General features: G+C 38.2%; 17 protein-coding genes and 1 pseudogene. 7 read left to right on the forward strand and 11 right to left on the reverse strand.

Annotated elements, in window-relative coordinates:
• The 3 genes and pseudogenes from DEU42_RS17430 to DEU42_RS03645 all read right to left on the reverse strand — a co-directional run.
• A pseudogene (locus tag DEU42_RS17430) lies at positions 1 to 2,439 on the reverse strand (hypothetical protein); the annotation flags it as partial.
• Between the two features lie 186 nt (positions 2,440 to 2,625).
• A complete protein-coding gene (locus tag DEU42_RS03640) occupies positions 2,626 to 3,057 on the reverse strand; it encodes an ester cyclase (RefSeq protein ID WP_114756907.1) in 432 nt (143 codons plus the stop codon).
• A 117-nt stretch (positions 3,058 to 3,174) separates the two neighbouring features.
• The gene (locus tag DEU42_RS03645; protein ID WP_147278051.1) at positions 3,175 to 3,591 is read right to left on the reverse strand and encodes a hypothetical protein; all 417 of its coding nucleotides are present in this window, start codon (positions 3,589 to 3,591) and stop codon (positions 3,175 to 3,177) included.
• 270 nt (positions 3,592 to 3,861) lie between these two features.
• Between DEU42_RS03645 and DEU42_RS03650 the strand changes: the two genes are divergently transcribed.
• Entirely contained in the window at positions 3,862 to 4,761 is a 900-nt protein-coding gene (locus DEU42_RS03650; RefSeq protein WP_114756909.1) for a helix-turn-helix domain-containing protein, read from the forward strand.
• Between the two features lie 75 nt (positions 4,762 to 4,836).
• Here DEU42_RS03650 and DEU42_RS03655 read toward each other — a convergent pair whose 3' ends face one another.
• The 5 genes from DEU42_RS03655 to DEU42_RS03675 all read right to left on the reverse strand — a co-directional run bounded on the left by DEU42_RS03655 (position 4,837) and on the right by DEU42_RS03675 (position 9,403).
• Complete coding sequence (locus tag DEU42_RS03655) at positions 4,837 to 5,058, reverse strand: hypothetical protein (protein ID WP_114756910.1); 222 nt, start codon at positions 5,056 to 5,058, stop codon at positions 4,837 to 4,839.
• Between the two features lie 70 nt (positions 5,059 to 5,128).
• Positions 5,129 to 5,347: a hypothetical protein gene (locus DEU42_RS03660; protein ID WP_114756911.1), complete on the reverse strand. Its 219-nt coding sequence runs from the start codon at positions 5,345 to 5,347 to the stop codon at positions 5,129 to 5,131.
• Positions 5,348 to 5,456: 109 nt separating this feature from the next.
• Positions 5,457 to 7,778, reverse strand: coding sequence for a hypothetical protein (locus tag DEU42_RS03665; protein WP_114756912.1), 2,322 nt, complete (start codon positions 7,776 to 7,778; stop codon positions 5,457 to 5,459).
• Positions 7,779 to 7,883: 105 nt separating this feature from the next.
• Positions 7,884 to 8,624: an SDR family oxidoreductase gene (locus tag DEU42_RS03670; protein ID WP_114756913.1), complete on the reverse strand. Its 741-nt coding sequence runs from the start codon at positions 8,622 to 8,624 to the stop codon at positions 7,884 to 7,886.
• A 200-nt stretch (positions 8,625 to 8,824) separates the two neighbouring features.
• Positions 8,825 to 9,403: a Crp/Fnr family transcriptional regulator gene (locus DEU42_RS03675; RefSeq protein WP_114756914.1), complete on the reverse strand. Its 579-nt coding sequence runs from the start codon at positions 9,401 to 9,403 to the stop codon at positions 8,825 to 8,827.
• A 244-nt stretch (positions 9,404 to 9,647) separates the two neighbouring features.
• Here DEU42_RS03675 and DEU42_RS03680 point away from each other — a divergent pair, with 244 nt between their 5' ends.
• From DEU42_RS03680 to DEU42_RS03705, 6 genes are all read left to right on the forward strand, one after another.
• Complete coding sequence (locus DEU42_RS03680) at positions 9,648 to 10,589, forward strand: ring-cleaving dioxygenase (protein WP_114756915.1); 942 nt, start codon at positions 9,648 to 9,650, stop codon at positions 10,587 to 10,589.
• Positions 10,590 to 10,600: 11 nt separating this feature from the next.
• Positions 10,601 to 11,227, forward strand: coding sequence for an alpha/beta hydrolase (locus tag DEU42_RS03685; RefSeq protein WP_114756916.1), 627 nt, complete (start codon positions 10,601 to 10,603; stop codon positions 11,225 to 11,227).
• The gene (locus DEU42_RS03690; RefSeq protein ID WP_114756979.1) at positions 11,227 to 11,583 is read left to right on the forward strand and encodes a hypothetical protein; all 357 of its coding nucleotides are present in this window, start codon (positions 11,227 to 11,229) and stop codon (positions 11,581 to 11,583) included. Before DEU42_RS03685 ends, DEU42_RS03690 begins: the two co-directional genes overlap by 1 nt.
• Before the next feature lie 141 nt (positions 11,584 to 11,724).
• Positions 11,725 to 12,621 (forward strand): pirin family protein, encoded by an 897-nt coding sequence (locus DEU42_RS03695; RefSeq protein ID WP_114756917.1) that lies wholly within the window; start codon positions 11,725 to 11,727, stop codon positions 12,619 to 12,621.
• A 10-nt stretch (positions 12,622 to 12,631) separates the two neighbouring features.
• Entirely contained in the window at positions 12,632 to 12,910 is a 279-nt protein-coding gene (locus DEU42_RS03700) for a GNAT family N-acetyltransferase (RefSeq protein WP_114756918.1), read from the forward strand.
• Positions 12,911 to 12,982: 72 nt separating this feature from the next.
• On the forward strand, positions 12,983 to 13,405 hold the full coding sequence (locus DEU42_RS03705; RefSeq protein ID WP_114756919.1) for a DUF3995 domain-containing protein: 423 nt from the start codon (positions 12,983 to 12,985) through the stop codon (positions 13,403 to 13,405).
• A gap of 74 nt (positions 13,406 to 13,479) precedes the next feature.
• On the opposite strand, the gene DEU42_RS03710 is transcribed toward DEU42_RS03705, so the two are convergent.
• The 3 genes from DEU42_RS03710 to DEU42_RS03720 are packed head-to-tail and all read right to left on the reverse strand — an operon-like array spanning position 13,480 to position 16,299.
• Positions 13,480 to 14,526 (reverse strand): NAD(P)-dependent alcohol dehydrogenase, encoded by a 1,047-nt coding sequence (locus tag DEU42_RS03710; protein ID WP_114756920.1) that lies wholly within the window; start codon positions 14,524 to 14,526, stop codon positions 13,480 to 13,482.
• 29 nt (positions 14,527 to 14,555) lie between these two features.
• Positions 14,556 to 15,275 carry a LytR/AlgR family response regulator transcription factor gene (locus tag DEU42_RS03715; protein ID WP_114756921.1) on the reverse strand — a complete coding sequence of 240 codons (720 nt, stop codon included), beginning with the start codon at positions 15,273 to 15,275 and terminating at the stop codon, positions 14,556 to 14,558.
• Positions 15,259 to 16,299, reverse strand: a complete 1,041-nt coding sequence (locus DEU42_RS03720) for a sensor histidine kinase (RefSeq protein WP_114756922.1) — start codon at positions 16,297 to 16,299, stop codon at positions 15,259 to 15,261. The genes DEU42_RS03715 and DEU42_RS03720 overlap by 17 nt, the downstream gene beginning before the upstream one ends.
• Positions 16,300 to 16,423: the final 124 nt, after the last annotated feature.

Raw genomic sequence — 16,423 nt, forward strand, 5'->3', positions numbered from 1 at the left:
TACCGGAGTAGTATCCCAACTATAGGTATATGCGCCTGTACCACCAGTTACAGCAACAGTAGCTGAACCTGTAGTATCACCGTAGCATAAAACATTGGTTTGACTATCAACAGTAGCTGTAAGTGCTATCGGTTCAGTAATTGTAAAACTGTTTGATAAAACACATCCATTAGCATCGGTTACATCAACAGTATAAGTACCGGCTAAAAGACCTGTAATTGTATTTGTTGTCGCTCCGTTACTCCATAGATAAGTATAAGAACCTGTTCCACCTGTTACTGCAACAGTAGCCGAACCTGTAGCCTGACCATTACATAGTATATCAGTTTGGGTTGTATTTGGTGTTAATGCAAGTGCAGAAACAGGTTCTGTTATAGTGAATGATTGTGTAGCAGTACAGCCATTAGCGTCGGTAACAGTAGCTGTATAGTTTCCAGCCGTAAGGTTTGAGGCAGTCGCAGTTGTCTGTACCGGAGTAGTATTCCATGAATATGAATAACTACCTGTACCACCTGTAGCGGTAACTGTAGCTTCACCCGTTGCATTGCCGTGGCACAGTACATCAACCTGAGTACCTGCTGAAGCTGTAAGCGCAGTAGCAGGTTCTGTAATGGTGAATGATTGCGTTGCTGTACAGTTGTTAGCATCGGTTACCGTAGCTATATATGTTCCCGCCGCAAGTCCTGCAGCTGTAGCTGTTGTTTGTACCGGAGTAGTATTCCAACTATACGTATAAGCTCCTGTACCACCTGTAGCGGTTACTGTAGCTTCACCTGTTGCATTGCCGTGGCAAAGCACATTTACCTGAGTTCCTGCTGAAGCAGTAAGTACTATTGGTTCTGTAATGGTAAATGACTGTGTTGCAGTACAATTGTTAGCATCAGTTACTGTTGCTATATATGTACCTGCCGAAAGGTTCGAAGCCGTAGCAGTTGTCTGTACCGGGGTCGTATCCCAACTATAGGTATATGTTCCTGTTCCTCCTGTTACGTTCACCGTAGCTTCTCCTGTAGCATTACCATTACATAAAACATCTACCTGAGTACCTGCCGTAGCAGTAAGTACTGCTGGCTCTGTAATAGTGAAGCTTTGTGTTGCTGTGCATAGGTTAGCGTCAGTTACTGTTGCGATATACGTTCCGGCTGCAAGAGCCGTGGCCGTAGCGGTTGTTTGTACCGGAGTCGTATTCCAGCTATAGGTATAAGCTCCTGTACCGCCTGTTGCGGTTACTGTAGCTTCACCCGTTGCATTGCCATTACAAAGTACATCTACCTGAGTTCCTGCTGTCGCAACAAGTGCAGCAGTTGGTTGTGTAATTGTGAAGCCTTGCGTTGTTGTACAAAGGTTAGCATCGGTTACGGTTACTGTATAATTACCGGCGGCAAGGCCTGTTGCCGTAGCCGTAGTTTGTACCGGTGTAGTATTCCAGCTATAGCTGTATGCCCCATTACCTCCCGTTACGTTTACTGTAGCTGTACCTGTAGCATTTCCGCGACAAAGAACATTCACCTGAGTACCCGCTGAAGCTGTAAGTACTGAAGGTTCTGTAATCGTGAAACTTTGTGTTTTAAAACAAAGGGTAGCGTCAGTTACCGTTACGGTATAGGTACCGGCTGCAAGGCCTGTTGCCGTAGCCGTAGTTTGTACCGGTGTTGTATTCCAGCTGTAAGTGTATGTTCCAGTACCACCTGTTACATTTACTGTAGCCGAACCTGTAGTACTGCCATGGCAAAGAACATTTACCTGATTACCCACCGAAGTTACTATTGCGGGATTTACCGTTACCTGTATTTCTTTTCTTTGTCCCTCACAACCAGATGCTGTTACCTGCGAAACCCAGTAAGAACTAGTATTAGATATATTTGTATTTGGTGTAGGTGCGGTCGTTGATGGTAAACCACCTGTGGCAACAGTATACCATTTGAATGATGCCCCTGAACCTACTAAAGTTGGCGATAATGGAGATGCTGTAGCACTATAGCAATAAAACACATCACTAGTTGTAGCCAGAGGAGGCATGGAAGCGGTAGGTGAATTAACGGTTAACACTACATCCATTTTTGCACCGCTATTACCATTACCGGCTCCGCTATGGTAAGGAACGATCTGCACTGAATTAACAGGTATATAACTTGATAAATCAAATGTACCATCACAGTAATTATTTCCAATCTCTACATTATTTACAAGAATTCTAAATCTATAATTAATATTACATACAGGATAATTATTTAAAAAAGTCGACCAATAATTACTTACATCTAAAGTCACACTAGTTTGACAGGTTGAAATATTTGAAAATGTAAATGACTGACCTGAGACCACATTGCTAAAAGATGGTGATGCCGAATAACTAATTGGGGTTGTTTGTGCTTTAGCAATACTACAGAGCATAAGGAGTATGACTAATTTAAAATCGTAGAGTAGTTTTTTAATCATGTGGTTTTGGTTTAAATTGGCATTTAAAATAAGCGCGAATATACTTAGAATTTCCGTATATATTTTACTGTTAAATAAAATATAGCTATTTGTTAAAAAACAAACGTATAAAATTGGCTAACAGTAGTTTGCCCATAAACAACAAGTCAAATAATTCTTATGCTTTTTTTATTTTATGTTATTCTTTCATGCTACACAATCCCCATAGATCTGGGTAAAGAGCGCATACACATCCAGATTAGAGTTTGCTTTCATTATCTTACCTTCATTCATGTAATATACGTCACAAAAACCTACCTCAACATAAAGCCCGGTAGGTTCTGCCTCTTCTTCATAAATGGTAAATATGCCTTCATGCGTACCTCTGTCTACCCCCTGTACAATTACGTAATTATCATGAGCAATAAGATTCTTAATTTCACAGCTAATATCAGGAAAAATAGCAAACCTATTATGCCAAGCCATACTAACCGAAGTAACACCAAATGCCATTTTGTTAAATGGAATGTCAAACCATTCACTTTCGGCATCACATAGTGTATTAAGGTATTCAAAGTCTCTTTGGTTGACAGCAGCATACAATCCCTGTATCACAGCAGCATTTGTTTCATTTATCATTTTGACTGAATTTTTTGGTTAGAATTGTTAATTTTTAGATGATACAAAAGTAGATTCACAAACCATCCTAATTATTGTATAAAACAAAGCATTGATTACATAAATCAAACAATTGTTTCAAAGTGCATTGGCTAATACAAAATGTTTTATTCCAAAATGAATAAGCTGTAATGCAAAATTAGCAAGCAGGTAATCCTTATAGATATAAGATGTGTTTATCTGAGAACCTATCTTTTCAAAAAGTTTCTTTACATCGCTTTGTTGTGCTGCACCTAACACAAACGGTCCATGCCCGTTCTGGTAAAACAACGGATACTTTTTAAGGCTCTCCTTTACCTGGTTTGGCAACTGGTCTTCCTGAACAGAGAATACGATCCCCTCATTAAGCCCCTTTGGTATTTCGACCGATGAAGCATCTAACAGCAATAACGCGCTTTTGCCGGATGTGTCGTTAAACAGACAAAAGCTATACCATCCTTTTTTATGAATATCAGGTTGTGGTAATTGGTAAATATGATAATGAAGATTATACATATTATCAGTTATTTGCTGTAATACTCAATCGTATCATGACATTATAATTCATTTATTAACAGTACAAATTTACAGTATGAGTTACAAGTTTTTTTTACACGAATCAAACCATTACTTGTGTTTTTCAAACAGTCTTTCACAAGCAAAAAATTAAAAAATTGTTTGAATTTCGCAATCATTGATTTGCTTTTTGCATACCTTTATAGTGAGTAGCAGATTACTTTTGTAAAACAAAATCGATCACAAAACTATTCTAAAGCACTGTAAATCATGGAAAGGACAGAAACTCTTGAAGATTTATACAAGCAAAAATTTAACTGGATGCCCGAAGGGCTTCAAAAAGACCTTGGCCACTTTAATGTTTTCCGTCACGAAGACTGTGTAGGTCCCGGTAAGGAACCCGTAAAGTATACCCGAAGGGATTATTACAAAATAGCGCTTATCCGCGGTCATTATATATACCACTATGCCGATAAAAGCCTTGAGGTAAATGGAAATGTATTATTATTCTTTAACCCGAGTGTACCCTACACTTTCGAAGCGGTCACCCCAAGCTCTACCGGCTTTTTTTGCATCTTTAAAGATGCTTTCTTCAGCGAGCATATGCGTGGCAGCCTGAAAGACTTACCTATGTACACTCCGGGTGCAAGCCCTGCCTATGTACTTGATGACAGTCAATATGATTATATTGCTAATGTATTTACTAAAATGGTAGATGAAATGCAGGGTGATTATCAGTTTAAGTTTGATCTGATAAGAAACTACATTATGGAAATGGTGCATTACTCCATAAAAATGCGACCGACTGAGACATTATATACCCACATAGATGCCAATTCACGTATTACAGCAGTATTTACGGAACTACTTGAAAGACAATTCCCAATAGAATCGCCTAGTCAGCAGTTCTCTTTACGAAGTGCAAAAGACTTTGCCGGACAGCTGAATGTTCACGTTAACCATCTTAACCGTGCCATAAAAACGACTACAGGAAAAACAACATCCGATCATATTTTTGAACGTTTGTTAAGTGAGGCTAAAGCACTGTTGCGACATACAGACTGGAATATCTCTGAAATAAGTTATGCCTTGGGCTTTGATGAATCGGCTCATTTCAACCATTTCTTTAAAAAGTTTACCAACGCTACACCATCATCTTTCAGAAGCTAATCAAATAGCACCATATATAAATAAAAAAGGACGGTCTTATTATGAGCCGTCCTTTTTATATTGTAATGAAATCGTTTATGGCTTTACCACTTTTACTGTATCAGTAGTAACTGAGATAGTATCTTTTGCACCTACCTCATCAACCACTGTAGTTTCAGAGGTTGTTGTCGAAGTTGTGTCGCCATCCATAACAGTTGTTTCGGTCGTTTCAGTTGTTTCTTTTTTGCATGAAGTAAGACTAAGTCCTGCTACAAGGGCAGTAACCATAAAAGCATTTCTTAAAAATATAACTTTCATAAATTAAGGTTTTAAAATTTAATGTTAGGTAAATTGGTAAACAAAAAAGACAGCTAAAGCTGTCTTTAAATTATTTTACTTTAGTAACTGTGTCAGTCATTGTAGTGTCGTGAGCTGCGCCCGGAGCGTCTACTTCCGTTTCAGTTACTGTAGTGGTAGTATCTCCATCCATGGTAGTTTCCATTTCAGTATCTACTTCCGTTGATGTCTTTTCTTTACAAGATGTCAGGCTAAGCCCTCCAACAAGTACAGCAGCCATTAGCATGCTTCTTAAAAATGTGATTTTCATGATTTCTCTTATTAAATGATTAGTGATAGTGCCAAAAGTAATTTTTTAATAATTGAATAATCTTAAATTTTTACTAAATTAACTCCACTATATCAATACATTATAAACATTACTTCTTTAAAAACTCAAATTTACCTTTGTTATTTTTATGCTCCCTCTGTAGCGTATCTACCATTCTTTTAAGATGATAATCGGAAATTACCCAGCTCATTGGAAAAGGCATGTCCTCCTTCTCTCCTTTTTTAAATTTCGTTTTATAAAGACTATAGTTTATATAGGAAGTAATAGTATCCTTATTGAAATTCTCTCTAAAATACTCCTTAAGCACATCGTTACCAAAACCGGTACCTGTATCAGATGTTTTTAGTACAGTAAGCAATGGTGTTGCCAAATCATTCGTTAGCGGATGTATCCTGCCGGATGGCTTTTTCTTAGTGTCAGAATTGGTTAGATGCAGTATATGATAGGTAAACCTGTCATAAATAGGAGTTCCCTTTTTACTGGCAAGATATACCTTTAACTGCTGAAGAAATTCCAGCGTAGTACCTGCACCTGAGTTATCATAATAGCCTCCATCTACAAAATACCTGTCATGTATCTTTCCTGCCGGTGAAACATATGGAAACCTTGAACTTAATGCTGCAGCAGTACTATAGCGAATGTCTGTTCTGGAATCTTTCTTTTTAAGACTGTCTACCAGTTCCAGTACATCGGTACGATACCATTTCTGTTTTTCCCTTTTGGGTATTATGGGACTTATTACTCCCGGGTAACTATTATCAACCTGGGTAACATTAATGAACAACAAAGGCAACTTTCCGGAATAGTCATATACTTTGGATAAAGGCCTATTATAAAAATGAGGTATCAGCGTATCTATTTCAGGCGCTATATCATCTTCTGCAGGGCTTCCTGAAAATCCTCTCTCCAATGCATCTGCCCTGTTATCAAAACAAAACGGGATGATATACTGAAATATATCAGGCCCTAGCATCCTTCCTAAAGTAAAGGTTAAAAAGTCCTTTTCAAAAAAGCTGTCACTGTATTTTCGGTAGCCTTCTATCGGATGCTCTTCATCGGCTTTTAATAAAGAATAAAATGCAGTATTACCAATAGTCCCCCCGGAAGCCCCGGCAAGGCACAACAAATGATCTTTAAAAGTATTATTCGGGTCTTGCTTAACACTCATGTCCTGCAAATCGCAAAGCACACTACTTGACCACTGCCCTGCTCTTGATGCGCCTCCGTCAGAAAGCACTACATATACATCAAACTTCTTATCGGGATTGTTCTTATATACCTCACTCTTTTCCATTAGCTTCATACGTTTATAAAACCAGTCGTTAAGGTATTTATCGGTTGAAGGACGTATGGCGGCATAGGTAAAATCTTCTTTTGCCTTTAGAGTTCTTACTTTATATGGATCATTGAAACTTCCCACAATAAAAGCCCATATATAGATAAATAAAAAGAAATTTATCCTTGTACGGATATTGATCATAGTAATGATATTAGCTATTCCAATGATAATAGCCATTGCCAGCAATGCAAAAGACAAGGCTCCCATAAAACAGGAAATATCAATAGAGAATATCCCCGAAAAATACATTATAGCAGCAATGAGGGCAAAAACTGTAAATAGTTTGAAACCCCATTGTTCAGCTCCAATAAAATCCTCCCTTATTTTTAAGAAGTTCATTATTTTAGTAATACCGTTTTCAGGAAAAGATTCATCTTCAGCCCTATCCCTGTCTATACGTTCCCTTCTTTTTATAAAAAAGAATACAGCTAAACACTCCAATAAAAAGAAAATAAGCAAATAGCAAAACAGCCAGAAAATATGCCTGTTGGCTCCTATTGCAATATCTCCAACTGCCGATTTGGTAATAAAAGTAATAACCAGAAAACTATAAAAAGCAATAAAAGTAAAAGTCAGAATGCGTTTGGCACGGCTTGCACCCGCCTTAAACGATGTATTCAATAAAAAATAGAACGCATTATGAGCCAAAATAAAAAGCATTAACAACCAACCATCAAGAGTTGGTGATGCTGTAGGCAAACTTATGATAGCCGCCTGTAGGCATACAAAACAATTAAATGCTATAAGCCTTGGCATATGTTTTTGAAGACGCGTAGTAAACATAATAACTGCCCTCTGTTTGGCATCAACAGTATTCATATCTACCGGATTCTTATCATATCGCTTTTGTTGCTTGATATAACTAAGCATTCGGCCGCTATACCATAAAATCCCTGCCCAAAGTATACATCCTGCTATAGTACACAAGGCTGGTGAAAGATTTTCTCCTGACTGTATTACAACATCTACTCCCTGATCGATAACAGTAAGCAAATAGTAAATAGCTATTACTGAAAGAATTCCTCCTATGTTAAGCCACACCGACTTTAAGAAAATGGAAAGGTATTTCATGAATTGTAAGGTTTTAGTTGGTTTTTCAAAGATAGAAATTCTATTATACATCAAATAAAAAAGGACAGCTTTAAGGCTGTCCTTCCATTATCATAAGGTTAAGAATTAACCTTTAAAACCTCCATCAATATTAAGGCTTGCTCCTGTAATATAACCTGCTTCAGGTCCCGCAAGAAAAGAAACAAAGGCTGCAATCTCATCTGCCTGAGCATAACGTCCTACCGGAAGCTGCGTTCTTAAGAAATCGGCAAACTCTCCATTTTCAGGATTAAGGTCGGTATTTACCGGGCCGGGCTGAACGTTATTGATTGTTATCCCTAATGGACCAAGATCTCTTGAAAGTGCTGTTGTAAGACCTTGTATTGCGGCTTTACTTGCTGCATAAACTGAGCCTCCTTCAAAAGGCATGCGGGTAGCATTTGTACTGCCTATGGTAATTATTCGGCTACCGCTGGTCATATGCTTAAGAGCAGCCTTAATAGCAACAAATACAGCACGGACATTAATATCAAAGGTTTTGTCGAAATCCTCAAGGGCAAAAGTATCCAGAGTTCCCATAATACCTACCCCTGCGTTGTTTACAAGTATATCCAGTTTTCCAAGTTTGGCTACTGTAGTTTCTACTGACGCTGACACCGATACTGCATCGGCAGCATCTGCCTGAATAGCTACTGCTTTACGTCCTAAAGCTTCGATTTCTTTTACAAGATTTTCGGCCTGTTCTTTTCCTGATACATAAGTAAAGGCTACATCGGCACCGTCCTGCGCTAACCTTCTAACAATTCCTGCTCCTATTCCACGGCTTCCGCCTGTTACTAATGCTGTTTTATTTACTAAAGTTGACATGATAATAAGTAATTTAATTATTAATGATTTTTTGTTTTTTCAGAGCAACCATTCAATTGGTTTTTCTGTTACAAAGTTGCAATCGATTGCCTCATCAAAACATTGACCCAAAGCAGAAAAAACTATTGATCTATATCAACAAAATTCTGAGCATAAAAAAACTCCTGACATCATCAGGAGTTATACCATATAATAAAGTTTTATTTCTTAGTAGCATTGTTACGTATTCGGCTTAGTGTTTCAGGAGAAACGCCAACAAAGGATGCTATCATGTGCTGTGGTATTCGATTAATTATATTTGGATATGCTTTAATGAATTCGTTATACTTTTCTTCAGCGGTATAACTATTCCCCATATGAATACGATGCTGCAGTACTACAAAACTACGCTCCAGCAAATTGCGTTGAAAGGTATTATATCCGGGAATTGCTTCCAGCAAGTTCTCAAAATCTCCTTTTGCAATAAGAATGATCTCACTGTCTTCTAAAGCCTCTATATTAAACTTTGCAGGATCGCCATATAAATAACTATGCCTGTCGCCGGCCCACCAGTTTTCGGGAGAGAACTGAAAAATATGCTCTACACCTTTATCATCTACCCTGTATGTCCTTACAAGTCCTTTAGACACAAAGGCGTTATAGTGCCAAACATCACCTTCCTGCAACAAATATTGCCGGCGCCTTAGTTTTTTCAATCTGCAAACGCTTTCAACCATTGCAATATCTTCCCGTGTCAGCGTAATTTTAGATTGCAGGTAATTAATAAAATTGTCAAACATATAATTTAGTTTATGTAAATATATGGAATATTACAATTTGCTGATTATCGCAGTGGTATTGCCAATTAACGATATATCGTTAACTAAAACTCCATTAAAAGCCTACCCAGCCGTATAAAACAACATTTTATAAAAAAGGTATGCAAATTGCCTAAGAGGCTATAATTACTTTCTTGTCCCAGTTCAATGCGCAGAATTAAGTCCGGAGGTAATTTTACACTATCAAATTAAAACATATATAATCATGGAAAATACAATTTTAGGCATCCACCATATAACAGCTATTGCTGGCGATGCCAAACGCAACTTTAATTTTTACGCTCATATTTTAGGTTTACGATTTATCAAAAAAACTGTAAACTTTGATGATCCCGGAACTTACCATTTTTATTTTGGTGATGAAATAGGTAGTGCAGGTACCATAATTACTTTCTTCCCTTGGGGCGAAGACATACCACAAGGCAGAAGAGGTTCAGGAATGGCTACTGAAATAGGTTATTCTGTACCTAAAGGAAGTCTTGAATGGTGGATAGAACGTTTTGAAAAATATAACGTGATTTACAACAAGCCTGCTGAAAAATTTGGTGAAAGATATTTAACTTTTCTTGATCCAGATGGACTGAAACTGGAACTTATTGAACAGGAAAATGACGACAGGAAACCATGGGAAACAGATGAAGTTAAAGCAGCCCATGCCACAAGAGGTTTTCACAAAGTAACGATCACTCTTAATGATATTAAAGGAACTGCTAATGTATTAACCAACATTTTCGGTTACAGATTAGTAGCTCAGGAATCCAATCGTTACCGTTATGCTACCGATGCTGTAAATCAGGCTGCAATAGTAGACCTTGTAGAATTACCGTCTGAAAAACGTGGCCACGTAGCAAACGGCTCAGTACACCATGTAGCCTTTAGGGTAAAAAATGACGAGATATTGATGTATTTCCGTGAAAAAGTAGCCAGTATCGGCCTTAGCATAACCCCACAAATAGACAGACAGTACTTCCATTCGTTATATTTCAGGGAACCGGGAGGTGTACTTTTTGAAATTGCCACCGATAATCCGGGCTTTACTGTAGATGAAGAGCTTGAAAACCTTGGTAAAGGTCTTAAACTTCCTGAACAATACGAAAGCCAGCGTGCCGCAATTGAAGCTCATTTAGTACCTATCAATTCATTGTAAAAATTAATATTATGGATTTTCAGCCATTAAAATATATCTATAAAGCATCGGCAAATGCCGATGCTTATACCATCCTTTTACTGCATGGCACAGGAGGAAATGAAAATGACCTTTTGCCTCTTGCCGCAAATTTTGGCAAATGTTACAACATTTTGAGCGTACGCGGTAATGTTAGCGAAAACGGCATGCCTCGCTTTTTTAAACGCTTGGGTATGGGAGTATTTGATGAACAGGATCTTGATTTCCGTACTGATGAACTTGTTGCTTTCATTAAAGAAATAGCTGTAAAAGAAGATTTTGACAGTAGCAAAGTTATTGCGCTTGGCTACTCTAATGGTGCCAATATTGCCGGATCTACATTAGTTAAGTATCCCGACTTTTTAGCGGGTGCAGTATTGTACCGACCTATGCAACCTTTCAAAACAATAAAATCTCAAGGTACGGAACGCGCTGTTCCTGTATTTTTCAGTTCAGGTATAGCCGATCCAACTATTGAGCCTTCTGCAACACCAATTTATGTATTGACCCTTGAAGAACTCGGTTTTAATGTAGACTATCATGAGCTGCCAACAGGCCATAACCTGACTATGGATGATATAAAACTTTCTGCCGAATGGCTGGAAAAAAACTTCAACTAATGGAATCATTTGCTGTAACACGTGTTTATGCTGATGAAAACGGAGACAGTCGCTTTGAAGACGCTAGCATTCCGTTGAATGAGGCCGGAGAAATTGGTTTCCTGTCAGAAGCACAAAAAGCAGGTACAATAATATTCAGAAAAGTTATGCAGCATTACGATTATGATTTTCATAATGCACCTGCAAGACAATATATATTGCTTATGGATGGTGTAATTGAAATTGAAACGTCGCTGGGTGATAAACGTACCTTTAACGCCGGAGAAGTCCTTTTAGTAGAAGATACCACCGGCAAAGGCCACAAAACAAAGAATATTACCGATGCTATAAGGTCATCAGTATTTATAACACTATAATTTTTAGTTTATTAGTTTTTAGTTACCAATGAGAGGCAGCCCGATAGCTGCTTCTCTTTTTAATGCAGTAACCTTAAAGTAACCCTGCTTTAAAAGTCAGGCAAAATCACTAACTTTAACCGACTCTAAAAAACAACCACTATGTCAAACATTGGCCTTATAATAGAAGAACGACCAAGCGATATAGGTAATTTCCTTGTTGGGAGATTACTGCCTTTCCGTGAAAAAAGAACTGTAGGTCCATTTGCCTTTATAGACCACATGGGGCCTGTTATGCTTAGCGAACGTGAGAATATGGACGTTGGTCCACATCCACATATTGGTCTTTCTACCCTAACCTACCTGTTTGAAGGAAGCATTATGCACAGAGACAGTTTGGGAACTGAAGTAGAAATAAAACCCGGACAGGTGAACTGGATGACCGCAGGAAAAGGGATAGTACACTCTGAACGTACACCGGAATACCTTCGCCATTCGGACAAACCACTGCACGGATTACAAATTTGGGTAGCTTTACCCAAGCATCTGGAAGAAATGGAACCATCATTTGCCCATATAGAAGAAGATGGTATGCCAACCTGGAAAATAGGTTCAGTAGATGCTAAACTCATCGCAGGGGAAGCTTTCGGAAAAAAATCGGAAGTACCTGTTTACAGTCCGTTATATTTTATTGAACTGAAAAGCAAAAGCAAAGAAAAACTACAGATTGGTAAAGAGCTATATGGTGAAAGTGGGCTTTATATCTTAGAAGGCAGCATTGAAAGCGATGGTACCACATTCGAACCTAAACAGCTTCTGGTTGCCAAAGACGCTTCCATCTGTGAATTTACCATGAACGAGAATACAACCGTTTATATATTTGGCGGAGAAGCATTCCCTGAACCAAGACACATTTACTGGAATTTTGTGGCTACATCAACTGAAATGATAGAAGATGCTAAACAGCGCTGGATTGAACAGACATTCCCTAAAATTCCGGGTGAAACAGGATATGTTCCTTTACCACCTCAAAATCCTAATTTTAACATCAAAAGATAACCCAACACCAATGGAAATAAAACACTCAGACGATGGCAAAAAAGGCTACTTCAGTGCCAAAGAAGGCGAAGTAAAAGCCGGTATAATGACCTATGTATGGTCTAACGAAAATACATTCATCATCGATCATACCGAAGGCAATCCCGAATTTAAAGGCATAGGCAGAAAACTTCTTGATGCAGCAGTAACCTATGCAAGGGAGAATAATAAAAAGATAATTCCGCTTTGCCCTTTCGCTAAAAAAATGTTTGATAAGACTCCTGAAATACACGATGTACTATCAAAATAGCTAAAGGCATTTTAGCATAGTATTAAAAGAATCATCAGTAGGATTGCTTACCTTTAGGCAAACCACAACCTGATGATTTTTTTTATACTTATAAATACAGTAATCTTTATTATGCTTTCTTTTATTCATGTATACTGGGCTATCAACGGTAGCCTGGGTAAAGAAGACGTAATACCCACCCTGCCTGATGGAAAAGCAGTTTTTGAACCGGGTATAGTTGGTACTTTTGCAGTAGCCGCTTTACTTGGAATTTTTGCTTTCGTTACTGTGGGTGACCTTGGTATTTATAATGATTACCTTTCTGACGATTTTATTAAATACGCTACACTGGCAATAGGTATACTATTCCTGCTGAGAGCTATAGGTGATTTTAAATATGTTGGCTTTTTCAAAACTATAAAGGAAACGCTTTTCGCTAAAAACGACAGCCGCTATTTCTCGCCACTTTGCCTCTATCTTGGATTGAGCAGTATAGCTATTGCCCTGATTCAATAAAAAAGGGCAACCGTTATGGTTGCCCTTCCCTGAGGAAAGCATATAACCTTAAATGAACTTTCTCCTTAAGCCTTTTATTTCATTGAAGCCATATCGATAACAAAACGATATTTTACATCGCTTCTGTCCATTCTTTCATAGGCTTCATTGATATAGTCCATATCAATAATCTCAACATCAGAAGTGATATTGTGCTCAGCACAGTAATCAAGCATTTCCTGCATTTCTTTTATACCACCGATCAGACTACCCATAATGGCTCTGCGTTTCATTACCAGATTAAAAGCCTGTATTGGTTCACCGGCAGGAGGTAATCCTACAATTACCATAGTACCGTTCTTGTTCAGCAGGTTCAGGTAAGTATTGTAATCATGCTTCGCCGAAACCGTATTGATGATCACGTCAAATTTGTTAGCAAGTGATGCCATAACAGCAGAATCTGAAGTCAGGGCAAAATTATGCGCTCCCAACGCTTTGGCATCAGCCTCTTTCGATGGCGATGTACTAAGCATAGTAACCTCAGCTCCAAAAGAAGCTGCAAATTTTACTGCCATGTGGCCTAGTCCACCTAATCCAAGTACAGCTACTTTATGTCCCTTACCTACGTTAAGATAACGTAATGGGGAATAAGTAGTGATACCGGCACATAATAAAGGAGCTACCCTTTTAAGATCAAGTTTTTCAGATACATGAAGTACATAGCTCTCGTCTACAGTAATCGTAGTAGAATATCCTCCATAGGTGGGGATTTTAGTTCCACGCTCATAGCTGTTGTATGTTCCTGTCATGCCTTCTTCACAATATTGCTCTTCGCCTTCCTTACAGCTTGCGCATGTACGGCATGAGTCAACAAAACAGCCTACTCCAGCAAGCTCCCCAACAGAAAATTTAGCTACTTTCTCACCTGTTTTAATAATTCTTCCCACAATTTCGTGTCCCGGAACCAATGGATATATTGCAGGACCCCAGTCACCTTTAGCAGTGTGGATATCAGAGTGGCAAACACCACTGTATAATATTTCTATCTGCACCTGGTTAGGACCTACTTCTTTACGTTCAAATTCAAAGGGCTTAAGAGGCGTCTCCGCATCATAGGCCGCAAAAGCTTTTACCTGAATCATAGTTTTTAGATTGTTTTTGTGTTATTTATTTAGTTTTTGATCAAATGTTTCAGTTTTTCAGCCAGTTCCCTACGATAAGTAATTCCAATAGGAACCGGATTTTTTTTAATCACAACATGGTCTTTCATCACCTCATCTACCTTGTCAAGCGCAATGATGTATGATTTATGCGATCTCATAAACAGGGAGGAAGGCAACATCTTTTCCATATCATTGGTGGTAATTGTTGCCAGGTAATTACGCTTTTGGGTAATGATCTTTACATAATTGCCATAACTCTGTGCATACAATATGCTGTTCAGTTCGATAGGTATAGTATCGCTATCTACTTTTACATAAATGCTACCTGACACTTCTTCTTCCTCCTGAGATTGTTGTACAGCCCCTTCAAGTTCAAAAAAACGATCGATTGCTTTTAGAAAACGAGGGTGGTATATTGGCTTAAGCAAATAATCAAGAACGCCGTACTCATAACTTTCCAAAGCGAATTCACTGTAAGCTGTAGTAAGGACGGTACGTGGTGGTTTATCTAATTTTTGCAGCATTTCTATACCCGAAATCTCCGGCATATCAATATCAAGGAACATAAGGTCTACCGTATTATTCTCAAGATATTCCAGAGCCTCAACCCCATTATATCCCTGAAAAACTAATTCCAGTGAAGGGTTCTGACTGATGTAGTTGGCAAGCACATAGTGTGCAGCGGGTTCATCGTCAATAATGATACATTTTTTAACGAACTGGCTCATACCTCTTTAGCTGTAACTGTAAATTTACGGTATAAATATCGGTTTGCTCTATATCCAGCGAATAATTAGCGCCATAAAGCAGCCTTAATCGTTCTGTAGTGTTCTTGATCCCTATTTTTGTAGATACAACTTCAGTCTTCTTTTCAGGTAGTGAATTTCTCACTACCATTTCAAGCTTACCTGCTTTTACTGTAATATCAACATCTACAAAACATTTCTCTATCGTGCAGGTACCATGCTTAAATGCATTCTCTATAAAACAGATAAGTAACATTGGTGGAATCTTGTATGAATTAGCATCATCAATCTCGCTATTGAAACTGATATTGCAACGATAGCCTACTCGCTCCTTCTCCAATTCTATATAACTGCTAATGAAGCTTATTTCATCTTCAAGGGCGACACATTGTCTTTCATTACTCTCCAGCTGATAGCGCATTAACTGAGAGACATGCATAATAAGCCCCGGCGTACGCTGCGGATATTGAAGACTAATACCATAAAGCGTATTGAACGTATTGAATAAAAAGTGCGGATTAAGCTGCTCCCTTAGCGAATTAAGCTGCGCCTGGTTATACAAAAGCTTTTCCTCATCAAGGTTTTTACGATCACGATAAAACTTCAATATCATGTGTACCGAGAGAATACAAATAAGTGTGGCAACAAGTGTAGCAGCCTGAAACACATAACTCTTTTGTTCTGAGGATTTGTAGAGGAAACAGTTTTTGTATATCCACAATGAAGCAACCTCATACATGATTATCGAAAAACCAAAAACAAGTACTGCCGAAAGAAATACATATAGGAATATCTTGTGCTTTTTAAGCAATATCGGAAGTAGCAAAAAGCGATTTAACTGCGCATGTGCATATAACATAAGGAAATAAGCACAACCCGACCATATGCCACGCCATGACTTGATAAGTATCCAGTCGTTAAGGGTAAAAAGAATGAAAGAGAAAGCCAGTATAAAAAACTCCTGCCACCATTTATTCTCTATTACATTCCTGTAAATCTTATTCATTTCATTTCATTTCTTACTGCAAAGTAAGCACTAATATACATAACTGTAACAATTTGTATGACGAATTCAATTCATCATTAAAAAACGGCTTAGCCAAAATAGCTGTTTTACTTTTGCCAATAAT

It is taken from the genome of Flavobacterium sp. AG291, assembly GCF_003350375.1.
In the GTDB taxonomy this organism is placed as follows: domain Bacteria; phylum Bacteroidota; class Bacteroidia; order Flavobacteriales; family Flavobacteriaceae; genus Flavobacterium; species Flavobacterium suzhouense.

Excerpts from the sequence above, each read along its gene's own strand:
- DEU42_RS03705 (WP_114756919.1), top strand. The coding sequence starts at position 12,983 with ATGATTTTTTTTATACTTATAAATACAGTAATCTTTATTATGCTTTCT.
- DEU42_RS03650 (WP_114756909.1), top strand. The coding sequence starts at position 3,862 with ATGGAAAGGACAGAAACTCTTGAAGATTTATACAAGCAAAAATTTAAC.
- DEU42_RS03690 (WP_114756979.1), top strand. The coding sequence starts at position 11,227 with ATGGAATCATTTGCTGTAACACGTGTTTATGCTGATGAAAACGGAGAC.
- DEU42_RS03695 (WP_114756917.1), top strand. The coding sequence starts at position 11,725 with ATGTCAAACATTGGCCTTATAATAGAAGAACGACCAAGCGATATAGGT.
- DEU42_RS03655 (WP_114756910.1), bottom strand. The coding sequence starts at position 5,058 with ATGAAAGTTATATTTTTAAGAAATGCTTTTATGGTTACTGCCCTTGTA.
- DEU42_RS03660 (WP_114756911.1), bottom strand. The coding sequence starts at position 5,347 with ATGAAAATCACATTTTTAAGAAGCATGCTAATGGCTGCTGTACTTGTT.
- DEU42_RS03670 (WP_114756913.1), bottom strand. The coding sequence starts at position 8,624 with ATGTCAACTTTAGTAAATAAAACAGCATTAGTAACAGGCGGAAGCCGT.
- DEU42_RS03665 (WP_114756912.1), bottom strand. The coding sequence starts at position 7,778 with ATGAAATACCTTTCCATTTTCTTAAAGTCGGTGTGGCTTAACATAGGA.
- DEU42_RS03640 (WP_114756907.1), bottom strand. The coding sequence starts at position 3,057 with ATGATAAATGAAACAAATGCTGCTGTGATACAGGGATTGTATGCTGCT.
- DEU42_RS03685 (WP_114756916.1), top strand. The coding sequence starts at position 10,601 with ATGGATTTTCAGCCATTAAAATATATCTATAAAGCATCGGCAAATGCC.
- DEU42_RS03710 (WP_114756920.1), bottom strand. The coding sequence starts at position 14,526 with ATGATTCAGGTAAAAGCTTTTGCGGCCTATGATGCGGAGACGCCTCTT.
- DEU42_RS03700 (WP_114756918.1), top strand. The coding sequence starts at position 12,632 with ATGGAAATAAAACACTCAGACGATGGCAAAAAAGGCTACTTCAGTGCC.
- DEU42_RS03720 (WP_114756922.1), bottom strand. The coding sequence starts at position 16,299 with ATGAATAAGATTTACAGGAATGTAATAGAGAATAAATGGTGGCAGGAG.
- DEU42_RS03715 (WP_114756921.1), bottom strand. The coding sequence starts at position 15,275 with ATGAGCCAGTTCGTTAAAAAATGTATCATTATTGACGATGAACCCGCT.
- DEU42_RS03680 (WP_114756915.1), top strand. The coding sequence starts at position 9,648 with ATGGAAAATACAATTTTAGGCATCCACCATATAACAGCTATTGCTGGC.
- DEU42_RS03675 (WP_114756914.1), bottom strand. The coding sequence starts at position 9,403 with ATGTTTGACAATTTTATTAATTACCTGCAATCTAAAATTACGCTGACA.
- DEU42_RS03645 (WP_147278051.1), bottom strand. The coding sequence starts at position 3,591 with ATGTATAATCTTCATTATCATATTTACCAATTACCACAACCTGATATT.